The sequence below is a fragment of the Psychrobacter glaciei genome, assembly GCF_014652895.1.
GTDB lineage: Bacteria > Pseudomonadota > Gammaproteobacteria > Pseudomonadales > Moraxellaceae > Psychrobacter > Psychrobacter glaciei.
In genome coordinates, this window is the sequence record NZ_BMZR01000001.1 from 706,261 (window position 1) to 732,471 (window position 26,211).

A 26,211-nucleotide genomic window follows, 5' to 3' on the forward strand; every position below is an offset into this window, starting at 1 on the left:
AGGCTCAAGTAGGAACGCTGCTTAAACCCAGGTTCGAAATGAGGTTTAAATTTGCGCTTTACTAACGGCAATAAAGGGCTTTTTTTTGTATTCATGAGAAAAGTAGTCTGAGTCATGGCTTTCTTCTTATTAATAAGGTCTTTAGCATTGGCTTATCAGTGAAAATATTGACAGCATGTTGTTATTATTTGTTTTTGCTTACCATTTTTTGGCTTATTTGCTTTGTAGATGCTTTTTCTTTAGACGCTTGCTCAGTAGGCGGTATCACATGCATGACGGTCAAATTATCTTTGACCAAGTACTTTTTACTGGCCGCTTGAATATCAGAGATTTTGACACCATCGAGCTTGGCTGGTAATTCGGCAAGCAGCCTGTCATCGAGACCGATAGACTGTAGCGAGCCAATCATGCGTGCCTGACCTTCCATGCTGTCTTGCGCATAGACCAATCCAGTGACTGTATTGGTTTTGGCACGACTGATTTCGTCAGCAGCAATAGGATCGGTTTTAAGCTTTTCTATTTCAGAGAGTATGGCTTGCTGCGCTTGTTCTAAGCTAACACCTTCACGCGGTGTCGCTTGAATTAAAAACAGTCCATCGCCGCGATCGAGCAAGTCATAAGAGGTGCCAACTGTGGTGAGCAGGCCTTGTTCGCGTATCAGTCGGCTCTCTAAGCGAGCAGACAGACCACCATCCAATACGTCTTGTGCCAACGATAACGCGTAAGCTTGTTTTTCATTGGCTGTGCCGGCAGTGACGAGGCTGGGCACGTTATAACCCATCAGCAAAACAGGTACTTGTACCGCTTGTTCAGACTCAACTTGCTGATAACCACGAAAGCCTTTTTGACTGACAGCAGGGCGTTTGGGCAGATTGCTTGGTTTTAGCTCACCGAAGTAACGTTTGACTTGTGCCAATACTTCTGTTGGGTCGACATCACCGACAATCACCAAGGTCGCATTGTTGGGTGCGTACCAAGTCTTGTACCATTCTTTTAGCTCTGGGAGCGTAATGGATTCAAGCTCACTCATAGGGCCAATGACAGATTCACCTTTTGGGCTATCAGGCAGTGCCAACAATCGGAATGATTCATAAGCTTTGGCCAGTGGGTTGTCATCGGTACGTTGGCGTCGCTCCTCCATGACCACTTGGTGCTCTTTGGTAAATTCTTTGTCATCGAAGATTAAGTTTTTCATTCGATCGGCTTCGAGTTCTAGCGCTAGCGGCATGCGGTTGGCTGGGAATAGCTCGTAGTAACCCGTATAGTCATAACTGGTAAAGGCATTGTTAACGCCCCCAAATTTAGCAATTAAACGTTCATAATCGTCACTCGATACATTAGAGGTGCCTTTGAACATCATATGCTCTAGCAAATGCGAGAGTCCGCCTTTATCAAGCGGCTCGTCTGTCGAGCCTACTCGATACCAAATCTGGGTCATGGCGACGGGTGCGCGGTGGTCTTCTTTTACCACGATCTTTAGACCGTTTTCTAACTGATACTCATGCCGACCTGACATATCCATGGACAACGCTGACGACTGTTGATCGTCCTTACTGTCTGGATTTTGATTTACCTTGTTCTGCGCCGCACCTTGCATGGCTGGATTTTTGACAAGCGCGTTTCCATCCGCTGACGAAGGAGTACCAACAGTATTGGTTTGACAGGCTGCAAGAGTAGTTGCTATAGCCAAAGCGCCAGCAACGCGTAAAACGTGTAGTGGTAAAGTCGAGGACATGGTATGTTCTGCTTATATAAAAAGATGACTGAATGTGTGCTTGCTAACTATAATAATCGCCAGCGTTATAGCGATTTGTGTGCGCCAACCATTACGCTAGCCGTCGGTTTGAACTCTGATGTTGTGTTACAGCCAGTCGCTGACAATGCGATGGTAGCTATTAGCAGAGCTGCGCTGATAGAGGTTATTTTTTTATAGCAATTTAATGACGATAGCATAGGTGGTTCCTAGTAGAAAGTTATTGAATAAAGTTCGCTAAGAGTAGGCGAAGTTGCGCCTGCTAAGGGTCAGATTTTTGTGTCCAAACCTTAAGCTAAACTTTCTCAACCGTTTGGCCTGTCTGATCACTTCTTACTATTTAGCGTTGGTCTGGTAGGGTAAAGGCTGAGCGCAACTTGAATTATGCTAAACTAGGCTAAAAATAATCTATCATTTGAATGGTAGAAAACTGACAATATACCGATCAATTTTAAAATAAACATCTTACTAATAATGATAACTTTTAGGGCAAGCTTATGAATAACCCAAATAATAGCAATCGTGTAGTCATTAACCTTGACGGTGGTCTCGATGACTTAGATGACGATGATATTACCTTACCCAGTCTACCGGTGCAATCTATGCCCATCGTTGATGAGGATAGCGTACCTACTAAACCGTTAGACGATGCTAGGGTGACTGATAAGCATCATGATAATGTGACAAATCAAGAGACGACTACAAACAAAGACGTCTCAAGCGCCCATGCTGCTGAAAGTATCGCTTTAGCCACGCCGATTGTCATGACAGAAGAGCATAACGTACCTAAAAGTTCCTCTGAAAGCTTTTCGCGTGCCAAAGAAACAGAAGCTAGCAGCAAGACCAATACGGCTTCAACGATTCCAACCATGCCATTACAGGAGCAATTAGGAGATAGTCCAAGCGTGACCCCCGTTGTTAATAGCGATGGGCAAGTTGCCATGCCAAAAGAGCCAGTAGCAGAGACTCAAGAAAGTCAGAAAAAAGGCAGCTGGTTTAATCGGATGAAAACAGGGCTGAGTAAATCACGTAAAAATCTAGCCGAAGGTATGGTCAGTATCCTGATCGGTGGCAAAGAAATCGATGATGAGTTGTTAGAAGAAGTTGAAGATCAGCTACTGGTTGCTGATATTGGTGTCAACGCGACCAACCGTATTATCAAAAGCTTGACTGAGCAGACAGCTCGTGGGGATTTGATTTATGCGCATTCATTGTATAAAGCATTGCAAACGGAACTGGTTGATATCTTAACGCCAAAAGTTGCGCCGTTGGTGGTTGATACCAGCAAAAAACCTTTTGTGATTTTAGTCGTGGGCGTCAATGGGGTCGGTAAAACCACTACGATTGGTAAACTTGCCAAGCGTCTACAAGGCGAGGGTAAATCTGTCATGCTGGCTGCTGGTGATACGTTCCGAGCTGCGGCGACTGAACAGCTGCAAATCTGGGGTGAGCGCAATAACATTCCAGTCGTGGCGCAAGGTCATGGTTCTGATAGTGCTTCTGTCATTTTTGATGCCATGCAGTCTGCCAAAGCAAAAAACATTGATGTGCTGATAGCAGATACCGCTGGGCGCTTGCAAAACAAAACGCATCTCATGGCGGAGCTAGAAAAAGTCGTACGCGTCATGCGTAAAGCCGATCCAAGCGCACCGCACGAAGGTATGATTGTCCTCGATGCTGGCACGGGTCAAAATGCCATTAACCAAGTAGAACTCTTTAACAAAGTCGTGCCATTAACGGGTATTACAATTACTAAGTTAGACGGTACTGCCAAAGGTGGTGTGGTCTTTAATATTGCCGAAACCACAGATGTGCCTATCCGTTATATTGGTGTTGGCGAGTCGATTGATGATTTACGCGCCTTTAGTCCAAAACAATTTGTCGCTGCCTTGTTCGAAACCGATGATAAAGAATAGCGCTCGATAGGTCGTTTTAGCCAATAAACGACTCTTGGGAATATAATCATTTGAAAGGAATAGTCATGATAGTTACTACAGCAGTTTTTGGATCACATCAATTGACGTTGATTGCGAGTGTCAATGAGCATAGCAGCCCTAAACTGGTTGAAGTCAATTGGCTGCTGGCAGGTAACTCTTGGCACCGCTCAAAATCTATTCCCAAACTTAAAAAGCACTACGGCCTTGCCGATCAGAATTTTACGTTCATTAATAACGATAGCCTAAGCAAAAGTGAGCCTGCCCAAGCATTACTCATAAATGCTATCGAACAATTAAAGGCCTATTTTAAAGGGGATCGTCAGAATTTCGATTTGCCTATAGATGCAAGCTTAGGAACCCATTTTCAGCAACGAGTTTGGCAAGCATTACAAGATATTGGGTATGGCGAGACAATCAGCTATGCAACACTGGCGCAAAATGTGGATAATCCCAAAGGGTTTCGCGCGGTGGCCAATGCCAATAGCAAAAATCCTTTTAGTATTATCGTTCCTTGTCATCGCGTCATTGCTAGCGATGGTAAGCTTGGTGGTTATACGGGCGGGCTGGATAAGAAAGAATATTTGTTAGGGCTTGAAGGCGTCACTTGCAAAACTTAGTTTAAAGCAAATGCCTATCATACAAATAAACCCAAAAAAGGCCAAACATTTTAAGTGTTTGGCCTTTTTTACGAATATATCCCGTCCTGAAATAAGTCTAAGAAAAACGATTTTATTTATGGATGGGAAAATTGACAATCGGCTGACTTGTTATATTTTTATCGAAACTTTATGAGGCAATTGTTTTTGTGAGGTACGCCAGCGAAACAGCAGCAGTAACGCAAAGTAAAATGCCCACAAGCCTGCGAGCGCATAAAAGCCCATAGCGACTTGAGCGACACTGGCCCCCATTTGATTTAGCTGCACAGAGGTGTTGATAGCAGGGGTAGTCGGCACCAGCCAACGTACCAACTGTAGTATCTCAGGGAGTTGGTCGGCAGGCCAAGGGTAGCCACTGATAAAAAATAACGGTAACGAGCTAAAGATTAAAATTTGCATACTGCGCTCACGTTGCCGGAACCACAGTCCCAGCAAGCAACCAAGGGTGGCGACGGTCGGACAAAATAGCAGCAAGAATAACAAACTGCCAGCCATATTTTGTCCACGTGGATAATGATGGAGCTCAAACGCCCAGCCATAATAAAAGCAGCCGATGATAAAGCTCAACATGCTGAGTGCACCAATACGTCCTAGCCAGCCGCGTATCGTAGTCATGTGGCGGCGCTGCTCATACCAAGTACCGATCAGCATTGCGGTGGCCATGAGTAATGTCTGCTGTAAGATAATAATGGATACCGCTGGCACTACATAAGCGCCATAACCTTCAGTTTGGTTGTATAAAGGAATAATTTGCAGGGGCACGGCTTGAGTGCTTTTGGCAGCGGTAGGCGAATATGCGCCTTGTGCCACGCTTTTTTTCACTTCAATACCAGCCGATACCGTACTGACCGCTTTTAAAAAGCCCAGCTGTACGTTTTTATTCAAGATAAAATAGCCACCATTGCCGAGCACACTCACGCTAGCTGCTTTACCAGACAACACTTGCTGCTCAAGACCACTTGGGATGACCATATAGCCAGCGATTTGATCCGACCACATGGCCTCGATGGCATCTTGCTCATTAACAAATCGCTGTGTGTTCAGCTGCGGGCTGGCACTCGCATAACGGACAATGGTACGAGATAAGTTGCTATTGTCTTTATCGATAATGCCAACGGGTACGTGATTGACGACTTCAGTAGAATACGGCCATGGATAAAAGAAACCATAAATAATAGGAGCCATAATTAAAAGCAAAACCACGCCTTTATCGGTAAAGATATCTTTGAGAGTCTGTAAAAAACTGCCTAAGAAGCTCTGTGACGATGACGAAGTGGTTGATTGAGTAGGTTTTTTTTGTGGCTTGTTTTTTGATAATGGCGACATTAGCGTGCTCCCCAACGTTCAGGACGCGCCAATGCGCGCTTGCTTAGTACGGCAGTCAAGCCCATAGCAATCAAGGTCGCTAGCGTCAGGCCATAAATGATCGGCAACGATATGGCAACGGGTGCGTGCATTTGTAATTGCGCGATATGTAGTTTTAGATAATGGGTAAGCGGTAGGATGTTCGACCAATGCTGCGCGCTATCACTAATAGCGATATAAGGAAAAGTGACACCTGCAAAAGCGTAAGAAGGCGCGGAAATAAAACCGGTAGCGGATAAGCCCATACGCAATGAAAATGAATTCAAAGTAAAGATGGCTCCTAGCCAAAATGACAGCATCATCAATAGTATCAGCCCGATGTAAGTGACAACCATTGAGGCGAGAGCGACCGTTTGTTGCGGTGTGGCAAGCCATAGTGCCAATGCAGACCATATACTATAAGCAAGCATTGGCCAAAAATATTTGCCCAATAAGCCAAATATTAAGACGGCAATACTTACTTGCTTATTTTTTTTGAGACTTGTCGATGTTTCAGGGTCATCGCTACGTGTTTGCTTATTGTCGAGCGTAGACAGTGCTTCACTATCTATGAGTGCCGTCAAATCGGGACGACCAGTATCAATAAAAGCGTACCAGTGACCGATTCGTTTATCCCGCAACTCACGTCCAATCGTCGTTGCCCCAATGACCATTGCCAAAATATGCAACAGTGCAGGAATAACAGTGGAGGCCAAAAACTGCTGATAGTCGGTTGCCGCATTAAACAAACTGATGCGCTGAATACTGATTGGTGAGTAAGCAATCGCCGCTTGCGAGGGTGCCATGCCCTGCTTGACCAAACGCTGTATCTCAACGCCTGCGGATAAGGTGGCAGCGACGGACTGGACGCTTTTTTGGATAATCCCAGAGTGTGTACCGTACTGAGCATTTACTTGTAAAATCAGTGGCGCTGGCTTATTGGATAAAATATTACGCGAAAAATCTTCAGGGATAATCACGACTGCATAAATATCTCGTTGCAGGATTGCCGCTTCAGCAGCGGCTGGCGAGCGATAAAGCTGTCTGACAGTGATATCAGGACTGGCCTCTAGATAGCGCACAGCGGTATTGGCAACAGGGCTATTGTCTTGGTCAATCACCCCAATAGGCAAATTGGTAATTTGCGTTTGCGAAAAAATCCACCAAATCAGCAGTACTGTCGCCAAGGGTATCCAAGCCACCATGGCAAAATCCCAAGAATTTTTGGCCAAAAAACGCCGCTCATAGGCGGCACTACGTATAAAAGCTTCGCTAAGCTGAGTTAGGCGCATGGCTTATTCTTGGCTCTGATTAGCAAGGGTTGGATTGATACGGACGATGACACTCATTCCCGAGCGAATCCGCGCATCAGGTTTACTTGGTCGCGCCTTGACTTCAAAGGTACGTACATCAAAGCCATCATCATTATTGGTGGGTCGCCACGTCGCAAAGTCAGACAATGTAGAGGTTGCGTAGACGGTAAATAGCTTGCTATAGGGTTTGTCTGCTGATGACAACGCTGGAATAGTACCAGTAAATTGCTGACCAATGGCAAACTGGTTCAAATAGGTCTCGGTGACATTCAGTACCACCCATTGGTCATTGGTGTTGACCAACGTTAATAGCGGCACACCTTGACCGATTACTTCACCAGCACTGACTATCACGTTATCCACGATACCAGCGATAGGGCTTTTTAAGTTGGCTTCTTCTTTTGCAGCCAATGCCTCATCTAGCTGAGCATCGACTTGAGCCACTTGTGCGGTAGCTGCGGATTTGTCTTCACTACGCGTGCCTTCCATTGCCAAGTCATATTGCAAGCGTGCCGCTTCGGTTTGATCTTGGGTCGCAAGATACTGCGCATAGGCTTCATCGCGCTTTTGCCGCGCCATAAGGCCTTCTTCATAGAGTCGATTGACACGCTGATAGGTGTTTTCTGCCAAATCCGAGGCCGCTTTATTGGCTTGCCACGCTGCTTTTGCTTGGGCAATCTCTTGCGGACGGGCACCATTTTCGGCTTTATCAAGCTGACTCTGTGCCATTTGCTTGCCAGCCTGCGCTTGATTAATCTTTGCATTAATCTCAGGCGAATCCATCTCAATCAATTGCTGACCAGCCGTCACCTCATCCCCTTCAGTGACCATAATCTGAGCGATACGCCCCGGTACTTTTGCGGCGATGGAGGTTTGCTGCATTTGCATTTGCCCTTGTAGGGTAATGACGTCAGGTTCGCTGCTTTGATTGCTTGTATACAAGCCATAAGCGATAACGCCCAATGCAATCAGCACGAATAAGACAAGCAGCGCCTTTTTTATCATGGCAGACTTGTCAGATTTAGGATCATCACGATACGTAGGTGTTGCCTGTTCTGGTTCCACGTCAGGTATGTCTTCTACAGAATCGACTGACGGCTGATCATTATGAGACAGCGTGGACTCATCAGTCGAATCAGTTGATTTGCGTGAGTCGTCTGATTCGTTTGGAAATTCAGTCATGACAGTGAGATTCCTAAAGCAATAAAGTTGAGAGTGAAAAGGATAGGGTAAAGTCGTTTTGACCTAGTACACTCGAATAGCATAAGGTTTAGAGTTTTCTAAAGTTTCAAAATTAAAAGTAGCACCAAAAGCGACAATAAATGCTGAATAATAAAGCCACAGCATAATGACTACCGCTGCTGAAAGCGCACCAAACTCAGCGCTATAGTTATTAAAGTTTTGCACATAAATCGAAAATAACACGGACAATAAAATCCAGAGAACAGTAGCTAAGGCAGCGCCTGGCACCAATTTTTTTAGCGCTACGGCGTCACGGTTTGGCGCAAAACGATATAGGCTTAAGAAGCTTAAGAATATAATGCCAGCCAATATCGGCCATCTACTCCAAAGCGCAATGGTCTTAGCGATTTGCGGAAAAGGAAAATAAGCCGCCGCCAAAGGAATAATAGCGATAGAGGAGATGGCTATAATCAAGACCACAACGGCAGCAAAAGTTAAACTAAGTGCTCGAATGGTGCCTTGTATAAAGCTGCGCTCTTGGGTGATATGAAAGGCAAGATTAACCAGGATAATTAAGGATTTTATGCCTTTGGAGCCTGCATAAAGAGCTAGTAGCGTCGATACAATCAAACCAAAAGTCAGTTTTGATGCAGTGTTAGAAGCCAGCTCGCTTAAGCGTGAATTAAGAACCTCATATACAGATTCAGGGATAAACGAACGTAAAAGTGAAATCTGCTCTTGCATTTCAACAGGTGAAAAAGCGAGACCATAAATCAGTACAAACACGGCCATTGCTGGAAAAATAGACAAAAAACCAAAAAAGCCTACGTTCGCGCAATGTGCCCAAACATTAGGGCTATTTGCTATACGCCATGTCTGAAGTAGATGCGGCAGCCAATTGGTTACTTTAGAAGTTAATTTTTTCATAAAACGCTTATTCACAGTAGAGCTAGGGTTAGTAGTATCGTAAGGTCAGTAATAATATAGCCATTAGCCATTAGCCATTTAATTATCATCAATATAAGCGCTTATCAACACGCTCTATTACTCTTCACACGGAATCATCATTCACTATACAAGATAGGTAGCTGAATATCTGCCGCATTAAGATAGGTGTTAAAAGCCAGTGGCGTCCCACAACTTTGCATGAGGGCGGCAAGCGCTTGCACATAGCTGTTGGCTGCCTGTGCTTGTTCAGTTCGTGCTTTGAGAGACTGCGTTTGGGCTTGAACCACGTCGACCGTCGTATTTACGCCTTCTTGGAGACCCAACTGACGCAAGCGCAATACTTCTGCTGCCAAGTCAACATTGCTCTGTAATGCTTGATAACGTGACTGGGCATTATTTATATCGTGCCAATTTTTTTCGACCAATAACAATAGATTGTCACTGACTTCAATCTCAGAGAGATCCGCTTGGCGTATTTGCGCGTTACTTGATGCCAGTGATGCTGTTTTATCGAGTCCACCCCATAGCTTCCAAGTGGCAGAGATACCAGCGACCCAACTGGGGTCTTTTTCGACTTGTCCGTAGCCGTACAGCATAACCGTAGGCTTGTAACCGGTATCTGATAACGCATGAAGTTGCTGAGCCTGTGCGCGTTTGGCGGCGACTTTCTGTAACCCTGGATGATTGGCAAGTGCCAAGTCTTGGAAATAACTCACATCAGGTAGCGGGCGACTGGAGACAAACAAAGGCGTGGTCGGTTTGATACGATAGTCGGTACGTAATAGCCGCTGCAAAGCAATCATCGCAAGGCGTGCATCGTTATTGGCATTGACCGATTCGCTTTTGGCATCTGCTAAAGCAGACTGTGCTTCTAGTCTGTCGACGCGTGAAATAAAGCCTTCCTCAAACAGGCGCTCTGCCATATGATCGGTCTGCTGCAAGGTATCATAAGCGTCTTCACGCAAGTAGGCAGCGATGATGGCCAGCTGCGCCTTAAAATAGCGCTCAATCAAGGTGTTATAAAGCTCGTTTTTGTCTAATAGACTGTCCGCGACCGCTTCTTGGGTGCGGGCATCGGACGCGCCTGTTAACGCTGTTGTCCGCCCAGCAGTGTAAATAGGCCAAACAACGCCAATACCTGCGCCCGTCGTTGAGCCTGAACGATTAAAATCATAAGACTCTGGGAGACGCTCACCGACCAATTCACCAAAATTTGGCAAATCTGTGGTTGGTGGAATAGGAGGGATAACCTCATCTACACTATTATTGATCTCATTAACGATGCCGTTTTTGAGCGATGATAAATCAATGTCTTCTTCCACATGATAGGCACTGGCCGATACGCGGGCAAACACCAGCGGATTGTCTATGGTTTTTAGGGCATCGGTCTGATATTGACTCGCGGCAATGGCGGCTTCATTGGCTGCTAACTTTGGTGAGACTTGCAATAAGATATTTTGCGCCTGCTCAAGACTCAAAAAGCTAGAGACTTCTAAGGGATAGCTATTATCAACCGCTTTGTGCGTGATAGGATCGATAAGCGTGGCTAGGCGGCTCTGTTGCTCAACGCCTTGGCTATGCATGGTGGTGGATGCAGGGTCATTGATGACAGTATTATCGCCCACTGACAACGTTGTATCCGTCTGAACAGCCGTCGCAGCGCCAGTTTGTCGTTCATCATCAGCGTCAACGATCTGGGTTACCGTTACTGGTGGCACGTCATTCTGTGACTCAACGTTATCCATGTTAGCGTTTGCTGAGGTAGCGACGGACAGCCCCATGAGCATAACCGTCATCACAGCAGTAGACAGAGTTGATAATGCAAATTTCATAAGTCACATAAGCCATTAATTAGAATGCAAGATTTTTTAAAACAACGCGCGATACTCATCACTTTAGCCGACCACATATTAGCGTCGTTATGCTCTTATTATAGTCAGTTCTATAAAAGCAGGATGTTTTGTCTTACTTTCTCTCGCTTTGCAAATATAAGGGAAAACAAAATACAAAAAACATAACTAAAGTTTTGTCATGCATAATTCGGGTACACTCTAGACACACAACCGTGACGGGTCAAGCCTCAATATCTTGTCGTTGTCTATTGTATAGTCAATCTTGATGTGGTAAAGAAATGGTTTTGGCTTTTATAATAGCATTATTATTGATTAAACTATCAGAACATAACCGTGATCATATCATGAATTTTTCATCTATTAACTAATTGATAATTAAATGATTTTTTGTATTTCATTACTTTGGTTTTACTGCTAATTATTAATAATGAAGGTTATGTTTCGACTATTGATATTATTAACTGGTAGAAATTTAAGTAGGTTAATTTATTTATGAAAACCGCTGAATATAAAAATATGAGAATGATATAAACTATCAATCATAGAATAAATAAGACCAGTAAAGGATATGAGTAATGGCAGGATATATTTTGGCTTTAGATCAAGGCACCACTTCGAGTCGCGCGATATTATACGATGATCATGCGCGTCCCATCAAAATGGTGCAACAGCCAACCACATTACAGACACCCAAAGCGGGCTTTGTGGAGCAAGATGCCCAGCAGATTTGGCAAACTCAGATTAGCTGTGCGCATGACGTTATTAACCAAGCAGGGCTGCTCGCTACCGATGTCACTAGCATCGCCATCACCAATCAGCGTGAGTCTATTGTCATGTGGGACAAGCAAACGGGCAAACCCTTGGCACCTGCGATTATTTGGCAGGACCGCCGTACTGCAAGCTACTGCAAAACGCTTGCCGCTGAAAGCGCGGGTGGTGGGGCTCATAGCGGTAGCACGGATGAAGACGATGACATGGCACACGAAGTGCAGCGAATCACCGGTTTACGCTTAGATCCGTATTTTAGTGCCAGTAAAATCGCTTGGCTGCTCGAAAATGACCCCAAGCTTAGCGTACGAGCACACAAAGGCGAGGTGGCAGTCGGCACCATTGATAGTTGGCTTATCTATAAATTGACAGGTGGTGAACATGTTATTGATGTGACCAATGCTTCACGGACGCTGTTGTATGATATTCATAAACTGGCATGGTCGGAGAAGTTGTGTGCACGTTTTGCTATTCCCATGAATATTTTACCCAAAGTCCTGCCATCCGATGGTGATTTTGGCAAAACAAAAAAAGGCTTATTTGCCAAGCAAATCCCTATTCAGGCAGTATTAGGCGATCAGCAAGCAGCACTTTTTGGCCAAGGCTGCCTCGATGCTGGCATGGCCAAAAACACCTATGGGACGGGCTGTTTTATGCTGATGAATATCGGTCAACAGCCAAAGTTGAGCGAGCATAAGCTATTGACGACGATAGCGTGGCAACGAAAGACGACAACGCTGCGCCCTGACAATTTATCCTTTGATCAAATTGTGCAGTCTGGCAAGCGTATGCTACAGCCGCCCAAAAAAGAAGTCACCTACGCGCTAGAAGGCAGTGTGTTTATGGCAGGGGCAATCGTCCAGTGGCTACGTGATAATCTGGGGATGATTCAGCAAAGTGGTGAGGTCGAAAACTTAGCGCGGCAGGTCAATAGTAGTGAAGATGTGGTGCTGCTCCCTGCATTCACAGGGCTTGGCGCACCTTATTGGCGCTCGGACATCAGTGCCAGTATTACAGGTATGAGCCGCGGCACGACCAAAGCGCATATTGCCCGTGCCGCGTTGGAGGCAGTTGCTTACCAAACGTATGACGTGTTAATCGCTATGCAAAAAGACAGCCCGCATCCCTTAACCGAACTGAGAGTCGATGGCGGTGCTGCCAATAATGATTTGCTCATGCAGTTTCAGGCAGACTTATTAGACGTCCCCGTACTGCGTCCCAGAGACACGGAAATTACTGCCAAAGGTGCAGCGCTCCTTGCTGGTCTAAAGACGGGATTGTACGATGAAGCAACGATGCAATCCTCATGGCAAGTCGATCGAGTATTTGAGCCGAGTATGTCTGCTGATGAACGCGAGCAGCACCTCTATAAATGGCAACGAGCCATCGCAAGGTCGTTAATGCAGATGTAGACAGGGTTTTTTGCTGAAACTAGCGGCATCATGTGTTTGTGATTACTCAAAGCATAAATCCATCGTACAAAACCTTGAGAAAGATACAGGCTGTAACGCAACACAATCGTAATATGGACACAGTTTACATAATCTATCTATCTGTTCTTGTACATAAATTTCTATACTTTAGATGAATCAAATAAAAAATGACTCAAGCAACATCGCTAATTTTTAGCACTTAATAACTCTAAAATATAACAAATAATTTAAGGATAATATTATGAGTAACCATGACGAAATTGATCGCAGTGAAGTAAAACATATGTCAAAAGAAGCCAAGCAAGACTTGAATGCTGACATTATCACAGGTGAGCCAGGCTCACATCCAGTAGGCACTGGTATTGGTGGTGTAGGTGGGGCAGCTGCAGGTGCGGCAATCGGTACGATGGCAGGACCACTCGGTACGTTAATCGGCGGTGCTATTGGCGCTATCGTTGGTGGCGGTGCAGGTCATGCAGCAGCTGAAGCAATTGATCCAACCCATGAAGAAGCTTACTGGCGTGCAGAACATGCAAACGCCGACTATTATACAGAAGAGCATGACTTTGATCGTGACCTACATCCAGCTTATGCGGTAGGTTATGCTAACCGCGCTCGCTATCCTGCGGACGCTCGCTTTGAAGATCATGAAGCAGATTTGGAGCGTTCATGGCATGAAGTGAAAGGTGAGTCACGCATGGAGTGGAATGAGGCACGTAGAGCATCACAGGATGCATGGAATCGTGTGTCGTAACATTAGTACATAGAAAACCTCAGCATTTCCGTATTTTTATAGCTGAGTTTTTACCTTTAGCAATTGTAGTTATATTAAAGCCTCTAGAGTATTCTCTAGAGGCTTTTTTGCATGTTGAAACCTTGGTAGTTGTGGTAATCTTAATGATGTCTTAACAACCCATAGAGCTACTATGACTGACTCTTCTTCTGAAACATGTGAGCTTGCTCCTGATATCGCCAAATTTTATCAAGGTAAGTCTTTACAAGGTCAGCCACCCAGTCTTTGGACGTTGGTCTTGTCTCAAGTCACTACCTGGATATTTGCACGGTCGCTCATGAATGCGGCCGTTTTGGGATTTTTCTATGGTATCGCTGGTACTTTGGCTTATGGGATGTATTATTTTAGTTTTATCACTGGCGCGCATATTGTCGATAGCTTACGATTCAAACATGGTTTCAATAACATACAGACATTCATGCAAGTCAAGTTTGGGGCAACTGGTGAGCATCTTTATAATGCAGTGATTGGTTTTCGATTAGTGAGTGAAGTGTTCAGCAATTTACTGGTATTTGGGTTTATCACCACCTTGTTCGTGGGCTTTAATGAGAATTATCTAATACTGATTATAGCGGTTGCTACCTTAATTTATTCTTCAATTGGTGGGCTGCACACGGCGTTAAAGACAGATGTTGCCCAAGCGCTATTGACGATCGTCGCCATTGCTGTTCTGTCGGTTGCTATGTTTGCACATCCCTTGTTTTCTTTCGATGACATTATCAGCTCCTCCAATACCGCTGACAACAAGGGATGGATATTATTGATGGTTGCATTTATCCAAATATGGAGTTATCCCGCTCATGATCCTGTTATGACTGACAGAGGATTTTTAGCAGATAGGGCGACTACCAAAAAGTCATTTTACTATGCCGCTCCTATTTCAATGGCTTGTATCCTTCTGTTTGGTTTGCTAGGTGTATTCGCACAGCTGAACAATGCAGGCGGTGCCACTGAAGTGACGCAAACGCTCAATACGCTATTCTCACCAGCGGTAATGATGTTGTTTAGTTTCGCCTTAATTATTTCAGCCATATCAACATTAGATTCTACGTATGCCAGTGCCGCAAAATTGATAGTCATTGATATGAAACTGGTAAAGCCAACTGTTAGAAATGGCAGACTAATCATGTTAGGATTTTTGCTGGCAGGCTTGGTCTTCATTGCAACTGGTAGCAAAGACCTGTTTGATGCGGTGGCTATTAGTGGTACGGTTTCCTTGTTTTTAGCACCTGTCGTGTTTTTTAGTATTTGGTCAAGTTGGGAAGTCAAACCTTGGGCCATTATAGTGAGCTTTGTATCAGCGCTCATGGCTGGTATTGTCTATATGTTAGAAAACGGTGGCTATATCACAGTGATGGCACCAGTATTTGGCGCAGAGCACAAATACGTGCAGCTGTTGATATTATGTGTCATGGCTTCTATGATTGGTAGTATCGCCTTTGTATTGGCTCGCAAAAGAATGTGATTAGCCAATCTGTTAAACAGCTAACTACGTACAGATGTAACATACATATAAATATTTAGTGTTATGACTTTGATTGAGCAAGTATTCGCTACGTTATCAGTTGATCGATTTTTTGAGTTTTAAGTAGCAGGATAAAGCAATACGAAACACTACAGATTTAGTACGGGCGGTCTATTATCATGAACAAGTTGCGTTGTTTATTCATAATAATGCATACTATTCAAATAGCACTAGGATTTTTATGACTTACTCTGCCAATAAAGGTATTGATAAACAATTTTATATCGCCACTGCTAATTTACTAAATTTTGCCAATCCCAATCGTACTTACTATGAAAATGCTGAGCCATATAGCAATAAAGAGTATGAAAATAAACTGCGTGGTATCAGTGACTTATTAGTAAAAGCCCATGCCGACATCATTGCCGTACAAGAAGTATGGGACAGTGAGGCGTTAGAAGCGCTGGCGGTATCGTTAGGATTTAAGCCTGAACATGTGGTTATTCCGCTGGCAAGCAATGATAGTGCGAGCCCTTATACTCAAGGTAGAGGGGCGCAAAATACGCCTGCAGTGGGAATTATTAGTCGCTTTGAGCAGCTAGAGACAACTTTATTAGAAGAGGTGGCACCAAAGGCGGTGATTGATATTCCTGATATCGGTCCTTATAAACGCTTTAATCGCCCACCGTTGGTATTGCGAGTCAATGCATTCGGGCAACCGATTACTATTATTACGGCTCATCTTAAAAGCAAGCGCGCTTTTTTCTTACGTGATGAAGCTGGCAATTTGCTAGAAGATATGGATGACCCCAATATTCGTATTCGTGCCAAACTTCGTAGCTTATGTATGCGGGCAGCAGAAGCGGCCTCCATCCGTATGTTTATTATCGAACGCTTAAAGCATACTCGCGAGCCCTTAATCTTACTCGGTGATATGAACGATGTCACGGGTAGTGTGACCACGCAATTGATGACTGAAACTGGCGAAGTGAATTACGACAAAAGCATGCGTGATGTTGCCTTGTTTGATGCCGCTCGTGTCCAAGCGCGTTATGGCTGGATGAAAGATGTAGCGTATACCCATATCTATCAAGGTATGCCAGAAGTGATTGATCAGTTGTTTGTTTCAGAAGAATTCTTGCCTGATAGCAAGTTTGCGCTTGGTCAAGTTGAACGAGTTGACTATTTTAATGACCATTTGAAGTGGGATTATGCCGATAGAGTCATCGATCATGGTATTATAAGGGCGAAAATAAAACTTCATGATTAACCCTATTATGTTGTTAATTGATACATTCTTTTTTAACCCATGCATGTCCCTTGCTTGATAGTGTACAAGCGTTTATGATGCCTCTTCATTGAATATAGAGCGGTAATATTAGCCCGTATTACCAACTAACGAACAGTCTTTCTTAGATTTAGAATGAATACTGTCCAATGAAGACCATATTTATAAAGATAGGGCACAACATTAAGAGATTTATAATGAGCGAAAACAAAGACGAAAAGATTGAAGATGTGTTGGTAGACTCGGAACTGGCAAAAAAACTGGTACCGAATAAATTCAAGTTCACCAGTCAGCAAGGCCGTGCACGCCGTCAGAAACTTTTGGCTGGTGCCAAAAAGTTGAGCGAAACACAAGCTATTAATGACATTACTTTGGCTGCTGTATGTGAAGAAGCCGGCATTCCAAGAGCCTCTGCTTACCACTTCTTCCCTAATATCGAAGCAATATTTTTAGCATTACGCTTTTTGAATGCAATCGAAATATTAGAAATAGTAGAAACGGTCGATATCGGTAATTATGACAGATGGCAGGGTTATTTGACGGCACTTATCGATAAGTGTGTGACGATATTCCATAACGATAAAACCAAAGCCAAGCTCGTTTATGACACCAATACGCCTGATTTTGAAGGCGATAGTTTTGGCGAAGATATCGATCATCAAATCGTTGATTTGGTTTATAAGCGTTTGTCAGAGCGTTATGAGATGCCGAGTTTCCACGACATTCAAGACACGCTATTGATCGCCTATAGTATTGTAAATGCTATCTTTACCTTATCTTATCGCCGTCATCAAAGCATTACCAATGAGTATATTCAAGAAGCGAACACCGCATTTATTGCTTACTTGCGTTGCTACCTACCAGAAAAACTACCACGTAAGAATCGCTAGTCTCTCTGCAATTTAGCCATTTTGATGACACGCCCTAAGTAAATAAAAAAATCCGACATCATATGTCGGATTTTTTGTGTCTACTGTCTTTGCTCATTGTGGTTATGATAGGTCTAACGGATCGGCGTTAATACTTGCCCACGGCAAATATCAGTACTTGTATCTAAAGGCGCATATTGCTCATAATAGCTGACGATTAGATTCTGCAAAGCAACGTTGGTTTGCGAATCATTGGCATTCACATAGGCTTCACGCGCTTGCTCTAGCCAACGGTCTGCCATGCGAAAGTGGCTGCCTGACTCGCGCCAGCCTCGCTCGCATTGATTGGTCGCTGCCCAGATGAGAGAAACCTCACTGAACGCCAGTTCACGTGGTGCTGAAGTAATACCGTCACTATCTTTTAGGGCGCTTAGGGTTGCCCACAGATCGGGTCGCATCAAGGCTGAGTTGGAAGGAATGTCTTGATGCAGGCTGATGTCTTGTATCGTATCATTCTTTAGCGCGTGTAGTATGGTTTCTGCAAACTGTGCTGCTTGTAGCCCAGCAGTTGAGCGACTATTCATGCTGTCTTGATGGATGGCATAGGTCAGCCAAGCTTGCGCTTTATAAGCAAAGTATTGCTGACGTGCGCTCATACTTTTTTGCTGATACTCTTTCAATTGTGTCAGCATACACTGCATAGCACGTTGATGCGTGCTTTGATATTTATAAGCAGGCGTTTCGCTTTGCAATTCACTATCACAATAGTCATTGGCTTGTAGAGTGGTAGCTTGAGTATGGCTGTCTGCTGCCACTGCTGATGACGCAGTTGCCAGTAGTAATACTGCTGAGAGCGCAGTATAGATAGGCTGTTTGTAAGTTATTGCTTTAATCGCAGAGTACAACATAATACTGACCTTATATTAAGGTAATAAGTGTGGATATTTACTCTTATTAAGACTGACTTTATGAGTCACTAACCGATGAATAATAGCAAAGTAACATTGTAACATTTAAATTATAACGTAGAATTACTGGTCAAACGTTTGTTTTTGCGTGGGTCTTCACGTTTGAATAAGTCTTCATCGAACTTAAAGCGCAGTCTAAAGTAAGCACCTTCTTGAGTGCTATCATCATAAGCGATGTCTTCATCTTCAAAACCCATAAAGTTGTAGCCGAGTGATAACCAAAGGTTGGTCATTGGGCTATAGCCCACTTCGGCACCCAGCATATAAGACATATCATCCGCTTGTTTATTCCAATAAGTACCTGCTTGTAAGCCAATATCCCAGCGCTCGCTAATGTCATATAAGCCGCGTGCATAGACAGCATGAGCTGTGTTATCGCTGACGATATCGTCAGCATCATATTCTGTATACTTACCCGCATAACGACCTGATAGCGTTAATGGGCGAGTCGGATGGTAATTGCCGCTCCATGACCAAACAATCGCATCTTTTTGATAAGGGTTGTCACCAGTCGCGTTGTCATCTAGACGATACTCAAGCTTGGCAAGCATATCGAGCTGATTGCTATCATAATCACGATATGCAGCGCCAAGCTGGAAACGGTTGATGGTGCGATGACCATCGTTGTAATCTACTTGTGAATAGATGTCTTTTGCTAATAAAGTAATGTCATCGGTGTAACGATAAGCAATGCCCGCGCTGCCGAGAAGGGTATCACTGGTGTCGCCCCAACGTTTTTCTAAACGCCCTGAAGCCTTGTAGTTTTCTTTGGCTAGGTACTCAACACCGACACCCGCTGCGGTTGCCGTGCTATCTTCCTCACCTTCTAAAGACTCGACACGCTCAAATAGTGTGCTTAAGGTCAGACCTTCTTGGACATACCATTTGTTTTTTAGACCGATAGCTGCTTCTGCTTCGCGTGCACTGATTGCATCACGCATACGGTATTCGCTGTAAACCTTACCGTCTTTCATATAAGTGGCATCGAATCCCACGACCGTACGCTGACGCTCATCAGAATCATCTAGACCGTAGCTACCTGACAAACTATTAATTAAGTCATGGCGGGCGTATAAGCGACCTAAGCTACCCAGTGGCGTCTCGCCGCCGATAGAGGTGGCATTACGTTCGCTATTGTCAATATCTTGCTCATATTCGGCAAACACTAACGAGTTGTTCAGCTTCGGCAAACGTGCTGTCAGACGGGCGCGGGCAGTCGTCCCTTCGATATCTTTGTCAGCGTTACTGACGCCATTGAGTGCTGATTGATTGATGATGTCATCGTTGAATATTGTATCATCGGTGACATCTAGCACGTCAGTGGCGGCTTGGGTATTGCGTGAGGCGGCAGTCGCATCTTGCTTGTAGTAGCGCACCCCAATCTCGCCAACGATATTCTGACTTAGACGCTGTTCAATGCTTGCTTCTACACCTTCGCGATTGGCTTCGGTCGTATGATCTTCAGTACGTACGCCCTCAAATTTAAGTGCTGTTTGCTTGTTGTTTAATGTATGAGTAACTTCAACACCAGATTCAGTGCGACCAGCTGTCTGCGGCGAGGCGCCAGTGACAAAGCCTTCGTCTGTATCGTTATAATAAGCTTTGGCACGGGTGTTTTTCTTGTTATCAAAGTCAAGCTCGATACGTAGTGCGTCGCCTTCGACATCGTTACCTTCTAAAAGATCGGCATTAATCTGATTGCTTGGCTGAAAGTTTGGGTTTTCAGCTTTGTTCATTGCGTATTCGGCAACCAGTTTTAGCTTATCGCTAAATTTGATAACGCTGTTGACACTGGCTAGCTCTTCTTTATTAAGTGGATCGTCACTGTTGACATAGCTACCACCGATAGCCACTTTAGCATTCAGTTGTTGCTTGGCAGCGATACCGCCGACCAAGTATTCTTCACCGCCTTCGTCTACTTCTACAGTGACTCGTAGATAAATAGGGTTGCCATCGATATCTTGGCTAGCGATAGGGGCTTTTAAGAATAGGCTGCGGCTAATAGGATCAATTTCATAATCTGCAAAGCGGGTAAGGGTTTCACGGTTGACGATTAAACCTGGATTATTCGCATCGCGAGTAATAACCTCGATCGTTTCTGAATTCTCTAATACGGCGTCAAAGTTTTCAGCCAATGGATAAGGACCTGAGATACCCAAACCACGAGTTTCATTAACGCGCTGACTGGTGCTGGTCTCGGCTATAAAGGCAGTAACACGAGTATTGTTGTCTTCATACTGTGCTTTTACACCCGTCAACGTACGGTTGTACTGACCAAGTTTGATGCCTTCATCGTTATCGATTTGAGTTTTCAAATCACCATACATGGCAAATGAGCGGCCTTTATCTACTCGAACATAAAGCTTGCTGGTAGATTGGGCGTCAAAACCTTTGGCTGATGAATCGCCATAGACGGGATAGTATTCGCCCGGATCAATATCACGGAATAGGCGCTCGCCTTTTTTATCACTATCATAAGCGAGAGTTAGCAGATAGTCACCGCGTACTTTGCCTTTGAGGAACATCGCAGCACGACCAGATGCCGTATAGTCATCGTTACCAGCAAAATCATTAAGCTCTTGCTCAAATGCACCTTGAGCATCAGTAATACTGCCGCCATCAAAATCTTTGAGTGAAATAGCGCCTTCTACGATACCAACAGCAATGAGAGGGCGTAGTTTAGCAGTGAACTGTAGCGGAATCACTTGCTTGCTACTACCGGTATCAATAATCAGCTCACCCTTACCTGGTACACTCGGGGCGATGACTGAAACCAACAACTCGCCACCATCAATGATAACCTGAGTACCGGCTTGGTCTTTGCTGCTGTCTTTCAAATTGATACGACCGATATTAGTATCAAGCGTAAGAGAAGTAGTACCAATATAGGGGCGATTGTCACGATCTTTTAGACTAATGACTATCTGGTATTCGCTCACGCCATCAGCAGGCACTAGCTGTTCTTGAGTACGATAATTAATAGCTTGCAAACTATCAGGTGTCAATATTTTGATAGTTTGCTCAGAGATGACTTTGCCATTTACGTCAGTAGCAACACCGCGCAGGGTATTGTTTCCGCGTTGTAAGTCAACAGCATAGTAATCAAAAGCAGTCACATTTTGCTTTTCTTGCTCAGCCGTTTTGCCGATTTGCTGCTCTGAGACCGCTTTACCATTGGCATAAAGGGTAAAAATAGAGCCTAAAGGCGCTTGGACCTGTACCATTTGCTTATAAGTACTGAGCTGCTGACCTTCGCTTAGGTTGATAAAGGCGACATCATTATTAGCCACTTCTTTCAAGTATTCTTCTAGCTCTTTTTCTACTGGTGGCGCTACCGTGGTGACGGCCATATCGATACGATTGGCTGCTGGATTGACCATTTCATTGATGATAGCAGAGTCACAGTTATTACCAAGGTCTAAGTCGCCATTGACGTTACAGCCACTCGCTTCTACATTGTCATCGTAGTCACGATTGTAATCAGGGTCTAGAGTTAGCTCAGTTTTTACGGCTTGCTCAAGGGTATCATTCTTAGCGCTCACAGATTTGCTACGAGCAATAAGCTCTGCGTTCAAGCGTTCCGTGCTATCGCCCATACCACCAACGATAGCAAAATCGGCACGATGTAATTCGCCATATTTTAAGTCAACGAAACGGCTACCCGCATCACCCGCATTACGATTGCTTTGGGTAACCAGTTCGGTTTCTCTAGGTATGGTAGTGCGATCAACTTTTAGCACGTGAGTCTTGGCACTAACGCCATAAAAATTATACTTACCTTCAGGATCGGTCACGATAAAGTTACCGTTTTCCATATAAATGCGCACGCCTGCGACGCCAAGCTCGCCATCTTCTTTTTGTTGGATACCATCACGGTTGATGTCGTGATAAACCTTACCGATGATGATGCCATCTGTATTCATGACACCGCGTTCGACTTCGATCTGCCACTGTGCTTCTCTAGAAACTATAGTGGTGGCTTGAGCCGTTTCGCTGTTACGAGCTTGTGCGGTAGCGCGGTTGATACCGTCACCACCTAATGCTGAAGCACCTACTAGCACGCGATAAGTGATCTCTCTAGTTTCGCGAGCCTCTAAGTTACCTAGGTTCAGGACTTGGTATTTGCCTTCTGCTTTGAACTCAGTGGTCTGTGGTTGATTGACATTGATAGTCGTCGTAGGAGTAACGCGAGCACTACCTGCTACATAGTCAAAACCACGGGGCAATGCGTCTTTTAGCTGTACGTCATAAGCGGTGAAATCACTATTATTTTCAACATTAATAGTATAGCTAACGTAATCACCAAGCTCAGCGCTCTTTGTTTCGCTCTCTTTGGTGACGGCTAAGGTTGGATTGTCATCAATGATATTGATTTGTGTATCTAAGTCTAAGTAATCAATATATACGAGAACGTTGTCGATATTCGTGTTAGAACCATCGTCCGGTAATGGCTCAGACCCAGTATCGACAAAAGGATTGATACAAGCTTCTAAATTAGCTGTCAGAGTATCGTTTGCCAAAGTCTGGATGATCTTGTCATTGATAGCGTTAGCATTTTTTTGCGTTGGTGCGGACAGCTGATATTTACCCGTGTTATTACCTGTCTCTATTCCTCTAAGCGAGTAAGTATCGCCTGTTTTTGAGGACTTGATGGTAATCCATACTTGATCTGGCTTATCAGATTGAACGTTGCATTGGGCATAGCTGGCATTGATATAGACGTTTTCATCAATTTGAGAGGTGGTTTTATTTTTATCAAACTTAGGGGTCGTAAATTTTATTTCAGGCTCGACGATAACGAGCTTGTCAGTAACGTTAGCAGTTATTGAGGGATCTTCTAGAACGATAGCACCAATCTGAATCTCGGCAGTATCATCAGTTTTACCGTTAGGATCCGACAAGGCTTGTACGATAAGCTGAATGCTTTCATTGTGCCCAAGCATGATCTGAGTGCTCAAGTTGTCAAAGATAACTTCTCTGTCAGTACTATCTACGATGCCGTTCTTATTTAAATCTTGATAAACTTTTAAATTAGAAAGGGTTGGTGATATATTTAATGTCAGCTCAACCGTTTGATTGCTGTAGCTGGTATTGCTTAAGACATTGACCCAATTAACCGAAGTATTGGGTATGACTGTCTGTACTGCCTGCTTCGTTAGATCAATACCAAATTCAGGAAGTGCAGACGCTTTGACTTGTACTTGGTTAGAGGTGCTACTCAAACCGACACTATTATCGGCATTGACGTTATAGCTAGCATTTGCAATATTATTGATGATTTGCAGGTTAAGGTTTGAGGCATCAGCTGCCATCGCGATATTCGATTGCATAAGCAACATTGCCAATGACAGCGCAGAGATCTTCGCTGTACACAATGCGGTACGATTAGACGGTGTCATAATTGATAGAGTCATAAGTCGCTTATCCAATAAAACATAAAGGGGCTGGGGTGGTAACTCTCTAGCTTGGCTCATTAAAATCGATTAGGTCAAGCTAGAGCGTTGATCTATAAACCTCTTATAAGGCTTATAGATTATAAAAATTAACGAGCGTTTTTAATCTTAATTCTAAAGGTCAAGGTGCCAACGCCCTGAGGAACTAGGGTATAGTTGCTACCAAGAACCGCAGTACTACTAGTACTAGCTGTACCTGCAGTAGATGAGGCAGTAGCAGAAGTAGCAGGTGAACCAGCTACTAAATCTGCACCAGCTGAGAAGTTAGATAACAAATCCGAGATGGTTAGAGCGTTAAGGTTGAAACCTAATGCCGCTGAAGACGTGTTAGTTGCCTGGATACGATAGATGACACACTGATCAGGGGTTGCATTAATAGCAGTTTGAACAAACGCCCCTGCAGCAACCGTACCTGAACAAGTCGTATCTAAGGCTTGAGCCTTCACTAACGTTAAGCCTCTGACATTAGTCGTGTCAGTCACTGAAGTAGCAGCAGGTGCATTAGTACCAGCAGGGGTCAAAGTTACGATAGTCGTTTCAGTGCTACCGACAGCAGCAGCATCATCAGTAGTTGCAGGAGTAGTGACATTGCCTGAAGACACATTATAGTTAATCGCTAGTACGCCACCAGGTGCAATACCACCGGGTAATGTAGTTGTGTTGAGAGTGTAAGTATTACCATTAGCAACAGTAGGTTGAATGGTTGTGGTAACAGGTGTTCCACCACCAGGCGGCGTATAAGTCACACTGATAGGACCAACAACAGGTCTGACAGCTGCGTTTAAGCCACCATCAGCAATAGTGAAAGTCAATGGGTTAGTATTGGTACCTTCAGTATCTTGACCGTTGTTGGTAATGGTAGTTGTCTGTGTGGCTTGACCAGCAGTACCTGAGGCAGGGGCAATCTCTCTAGTCGATGGAGCAGCTAATACAACTGCTCGTCTAGTGAAGTTAGTCACACCAGCGCTATCTACACCAGCGCCATTTGCTTGATCAGCAGCAGGAGGAACTCTAGTAACATCTATAGCGTTATTTGTACTATCTAGAATGTCATAGTTAGTACCAACTACAGGAGTAGCAGGTAACGTACCGACTGGACCGACGAACTTATCGTAGACTTCTACGTTGTTAGTTACTGAACTATTAGCAGCTGCATACTGAGTTTTATCAACATTAACCGTGAAAGTAATCGTGCGACTTGCGCCAACGGCTAAGTCTGCTACGGCAACATCAATAGCTCGTCGACCATTGATAGTAGAAATCGTAGCGGTACCAGGACCACCAGTTACGGTCACGTCTGATGCTGCGCCGTTAGGCAAACTTAAACCTGCAGGAAGAACATCTCTGATAACAATATCAGTCGCAGCAGCACTATAGTCAGTAGTCGCGTTAGTCACTACGATACTATAGTTGATCTGCGGGTTAGCCACTGTCAGATCGACAGTACTAGTCGCAGCTTTTGCGATTCTAAAGGTAGGCAATCTAACGATAGTTTGGTTTTCGTTCACCAATGTCGCACTAGCTGGAGCATTATTTGTGAAGAAAGTACTCGTCGCAGTTAATGTGCCCACACCTTTGTCATTACCATTACGAGCGGCTGGCGTAGCTGATGCATAGCTTAAATTAGCTCTAGTACCTGGCTGTAGTCTAATAGTACCACCATTAGTTATGTTACCTGTCTGTGCTTGACCATTTAAAGCGGTGACTTGAGCAGGAGTTAAAGCAGTACCATCTGCTTGTACAATAGTAAACGTAACAGGCGCAGTACCTAAAGCATAGTCTGGAGAAGCCGTTACTAGTGGTGAGTCATTACCTGTGGTATTAACGGTATAAGTATCCGTCACGTTACCCGTGTTGGTTAAAGCATGAGTAAAGTTAGTCGTACCACCTGGCGTAGCAGTCTGATTGGTAGCAGTATCGTTACCAATGCTACCATCATCAACAGTCGATATGAGTGCAAAGTTAGCCGTTTCACTAACGTTGACAGTTACAGTATTGGACGCCACGTTTGGCTGAGCGATACCAGCAACGCTATAGCTGGCAGTCGCTTGGTTATTAATAGGTGCAGCACCTGAAGTAGCAGCGTTAGCAGGGGTCGCAGCGTTAGCAGTAGTGATACCCATTGCCGCCACAACACCAACAGCTAGTACTGAATATTTAAAAGAATTTGGTTTCATGCGGTAGATCT

Annotated in this window: 17 protein-coding genes; 8 read left to right on the top strand and 9 right to left on the bottom strand. The window is 44.3% G+C overall.

All coding sequences use genetic code 11. From position 1 onward, the window contains the following. Window positions 1-184 precede the first annotated feature (184 nt). Window positions 185-1,735 carry a M16 family metallopeptidase gene (locus tag IE130_RS02985; RefSeq protein ID WP_189581467.1) on the bottom strand — a complete coding sequence of 517 codons (1,551 nt, stop codon included), beginning with the start codon at window positions 1,733-1,735 and terminating at the stop codon, window positions 185-187. Between the two features lie 3 nt (window positions 1,736-1,738). On the opposite strand from IE130_RS02985, the gene IE130_RS02990 reads away from it, so the two are divergent. From IE130_RS02990 to IE130_RS03000, 3 genes are all read left to right on the top strand, one after another. Next, window positions 1,739-1,933 (top strand): hypothetical protein, encoded by a 195-nt coding sequence (locus tag IE130_RS02990; RefSeq protein ID WP_189581470.1) that lies wholly within the window; start codon window positions 1,739-1,741, stop codon window positions 1,931-1,933. A 761-nt stretch (window positions 1,934-2,694) separates the two neighbouring features. Beyond that, window positions 2,695-3,669: a signal recognition particle-docking protein FtsY gene (ftsY, locus tag IE130_RS02995; protein ID WP_227676130.1), complete on the top strand. Its 975-nt coding sequence runs from the start codon at window positions 2,695-2,697 to the stop codon at window positions 3,667-3,669. A 65-nt stretch (window positions 3,670-3,734) separates the two neighbouring features. Next, window positions 3,735-4,307, top strand: a complete 573-nt coding sequence (locus IE130_RS03000; protein WP_189581473.1) for a methylated-DNA--[protein]-cysteine S-methyltransferase — start codon at window positions 3,735-3,737, stop codon at window positions 4,305-4,307. Between the two features lie 150 nt (window positions 4,308-4,457). Here IE130_RS03000 and IE130_RS03005 read toward each other — a convergent pair whose 3' ends face one another. From IE130_RS03005 to IE130_RS03025, 5 genes are all read right to left on the bottom strand, one after another. Then, window positions 4,458-5,672, bottom strand: a complete 1,215-nt coding sequence (locus IE130_RS03005; protein WP_189581476.1) for an ABC transporter permease — start codon at window positions 5,670-5,672, stop codon at window positions 4,458-4,460. Beyond that, a complete protein-coding gene (locus IE130_RS03010) occupies window positions 5,672-6,982 on the bottom strand; it encodes an ABC transporter permease (protein WP_189581479.1) in 1,311 nt (436 codons plus the stop codon). The genes IE130_RS03005 and IE130_RS03010 overlap by 1 nt, the downstream gene beginning before the upstream one ends. Before the next feature lie 3 nt (window positions 6,983-6,985). Further along, a complete protein-coding gene (locus tag IE130_RS03015) occupies window positions 6,986-8,185 on the bottom strand; it encodes an HlyD family secretion protein (RefSeq protein WP_189581482.1) in 1,200 nt (399 codons plus the stop codon). Between the two features lie 63 nt (window positions 8,186-8,248). Then, window positions 8,249-9,112 carry a YihY/virulence factor BrkB family protein gene (locus IE130_RS03020; protein ID WP_189581485.1) on the bottom strand — a complete coding sequence of 288 codons (864 nt, stop codon included), beginning with the start codon at window positions 9,110-9,112 and terminating at the stop codon, window positions 8,249-8,251. A gap of 137 nt (window positions 9,113-9,249) precedes the next feature. Then, the gene (locus IE130_RS03025) at window positions 9,250-10,965 is read right to left on the bottom strand and encodes a TolC family protein (protein ID WP_189581487.1); all 1,716 of its coding nucleotides are present in this window, start codon (window positions 10,963-10,965) and stop codon (window positions 9,250-9,252) included. A gap of 596 nt (window positions 10,966-11,561) precedes the next feature. Between IE130_RS03025 and glpK the strand changes: the two genes are divergently transcribed. From glpK to IE130_RS03050, 5 genes are all read left to right on the top strand, one after another. Then, entirely contained in the window at window positions 11,562-13,166 is a 1,605-nt protein-coding gene (gene glpK / locus IE130_RS03030; RefSeq protein ID WP_189581490.1) for a glycerol kinase GlpK, read from the top strand. 262 nt (window positions 13,167-13,428) lie between these two features. Then, window positions 13,429-13,941, top strand: coding sequence for a hypothetical protein (locus IE130_RS03035; RefSeq protein WP_189581493.1), 513 nt, complete (start codon window positions 13,429-13,431; stop codon window positions 13,939-13,941). A gap of 172 nt (window positions 13,942-14,113) precedes the next feature. Beyond that, complete coding sequence (locus tag IE130_RS03040; RefSeq protein ID WP_189581496.1) at window positions 14,114-15,445, top strand: SLC5/6 family protein; 1,332 nt, start codon at window positions 14,114-14,116, stop codon at window positions 15,443-15,445. A gap of 241 nt (window positions 15,446-15,686) precedes the next feature. Next, complete coding sequence (locus tag IE130_RS03045) at window positions 15,687-16,715, top strand: endonuclease/exonuclease/phosphatase family protein (RefSeq protein ID WP_189581499.1); 1,029 nt, start codon at window positions 15,687-15,689, stop codon at window positions 16,713-16,715. A 215-nt stretch (window positions 16,716-16,930) separates the two neighbouring features. Next, on the top strand, window positions 16,931-17,623 hold the full coding sequence (locus tag IE130_RS03050; protein ID WP_010198157.1) for a TetR/AcrR family transcriptional regulator: 693 nt from the start codon (window positions 16,931-16,933) through the stop codon (window positions 17,621-17,623). Between the two features lie 113 nt (window positions 17,624-17,736). On the opposite strand, the gene IE130_RS03055 is transcribed toward IE130_RS03050, so the two are convergent. The 3 genes from IE130_RS03055 to IE130_RS03065 all read right to left on the bottom strand — a co-directional run bounded on the left by IE130_RS03055 (window position 17,737) and on the right by IE130_RS03065 (window position 26,200). Next, window positions 17,737-18,510, bottom strand: coding sequence for a hypothetical protein (locus IE130_RS03055; RefSeq protein WP_189581502.1), 774 nt, complete (start codon window positions 18,508-18,510; stop codon window positions 17,737-17,739). A gap of 110 nt (window positions 18,511-18,620) precedes the next feature. After that, window positions 18,621-23,984: a DUF11 domain-containing protein gene (locus IE130_RS03060; protein ID WP_189581504.1), complete on the bottom strand. Its 5,364-nt coding sequence runs from the start codon at window positions 23,982-23,984 to the stop codon at window positions 18,621-18,623. A 128-nt stretch (window positions 23,985-24,112) separates the two neighbouring features. Continuing rightward, window positions 24,113-26,200: a beta strand repeat-containing protein gene (locus tag IE130_RS03065; protein ID WP_189581506.1), complete on the bottom strand. Its 2,088-nt coding sequence runs from the start codon at window positions 26,198-26,200 to the stop codon at window positions 24,113-24,115. Window positions 26,201-26,211 lie beyond the last annotated feature (11 nt).

Coding starts and splice junctions, on each gene's coding strand:
- IE130_RS03045 (WP_189581499.1), top strand. CDS start 15,687: ATGACTTACTCTGCCAATAAAGGTATTGATAAACAATTTTATATCGCC.
- ftsY (WP_227676130.1), top strand. CDS start 2,695: ATGCCAAAAGAGCCAGTAGCAGAGACTCAAGAAAGTCAGAAAAAAGGC.
- IE130_RS03005 (WP_189581476.1), bottom strand. CDS start 5,672: ATGTCGCCATTATCAAAAAACAAGCCACAAAAAAAACCTACTCAATCA.
- IE130_RS03035 (WP_189581493.1), top strand. CDS start 13,429: ATGAGTAACCATGACGAAATTGATCGCAGTGAAGTAAAACATATGTCA.
- IE130_RS03050 (WP_010198157.1), top strand. CDS start 16,931: ATGAGCGAAAACAAAGACGAAAAGATTGAAGATGTGTTGGTAGACTCG.
- IE130_RS03015 (WP_189581482.1), bottom strand. CDS start 8,185: ATGACTGAATTTCCAAACGAATCAGACGACTCACGCAAATCAACTGAT.
- IE130_RS03000 (WP_189581473.1), top strand. CDS start 3,735: ATGATAGTTACTACAGCAGTTTTTGGATCACATCAATTGACGTTGATT.
- IE130_RS03025 (WP_189581487.1), bottom strand. CDS start 10,965: ATGAAATTTGCATTATCAACTCTGTCTACTGCTGTGATGACGGTTATG.
- IE130_RS03065 (WP_189581506.1), bottom strand. CDS start 26,200: ATGAAACCAAATTCTTTTAAATATTCAGTACTAGCTGTTGGTGTTGTG.
- IE130_RS03020 (WP_189581485.1), bottom strand. CDS start 9,112: ATGAAAAAATTAACTTCTAAAGTAACCAATTGGCTGCCGCATCTACTT.
- IE130_RS02985 (WP_189581467.1), bottom strand. CDS start 1,735: ATGTCCTCGACTTTACCACTACACGTTTTACGCGTTGCTGGCGCTTTG.
- IE130_RS03055 (WP_189581502.1), bottom strand. CDS start 18,510: ATGTTGTACTCTGCGATTAAAGCAATAACTTACAAACAGCCTATCTAT.
- IE130_RS03060 (WP_189581504.1), bottom strand. CDS start 23,984: ATGACTCTATCAATTATGACACCGTCTAATCGTACCGCATTGTGTACA.
- IE130_RS03040 (WP_189581496.1), top strand. CDS start 14,114: ATGACTGACTCTTCTTCTGAAACATGTGAGCTTGCTCCTGATATCGCC.
- IE130_RS02990 (WP_189581470.1), top strand. CDS start 1,739: ATGTTCTGCTTATATAAAAAGATGACTGAATGTGTGCTTGCTAACTAT.
- IE130_RS03010 (WP_189581479.1), bottom strand. CDS start 6,982: ATGCGCCTAACTCAGCTTAGCGAAGCTTTTATACGTAGTGCCGCCTAT.
- glpK (WP_189581490.1), top strand. CDS start 11,562: ATGGCAGGATATATTTTGGCTTTAGATCAAGGCACCACTTCGAGTCGC.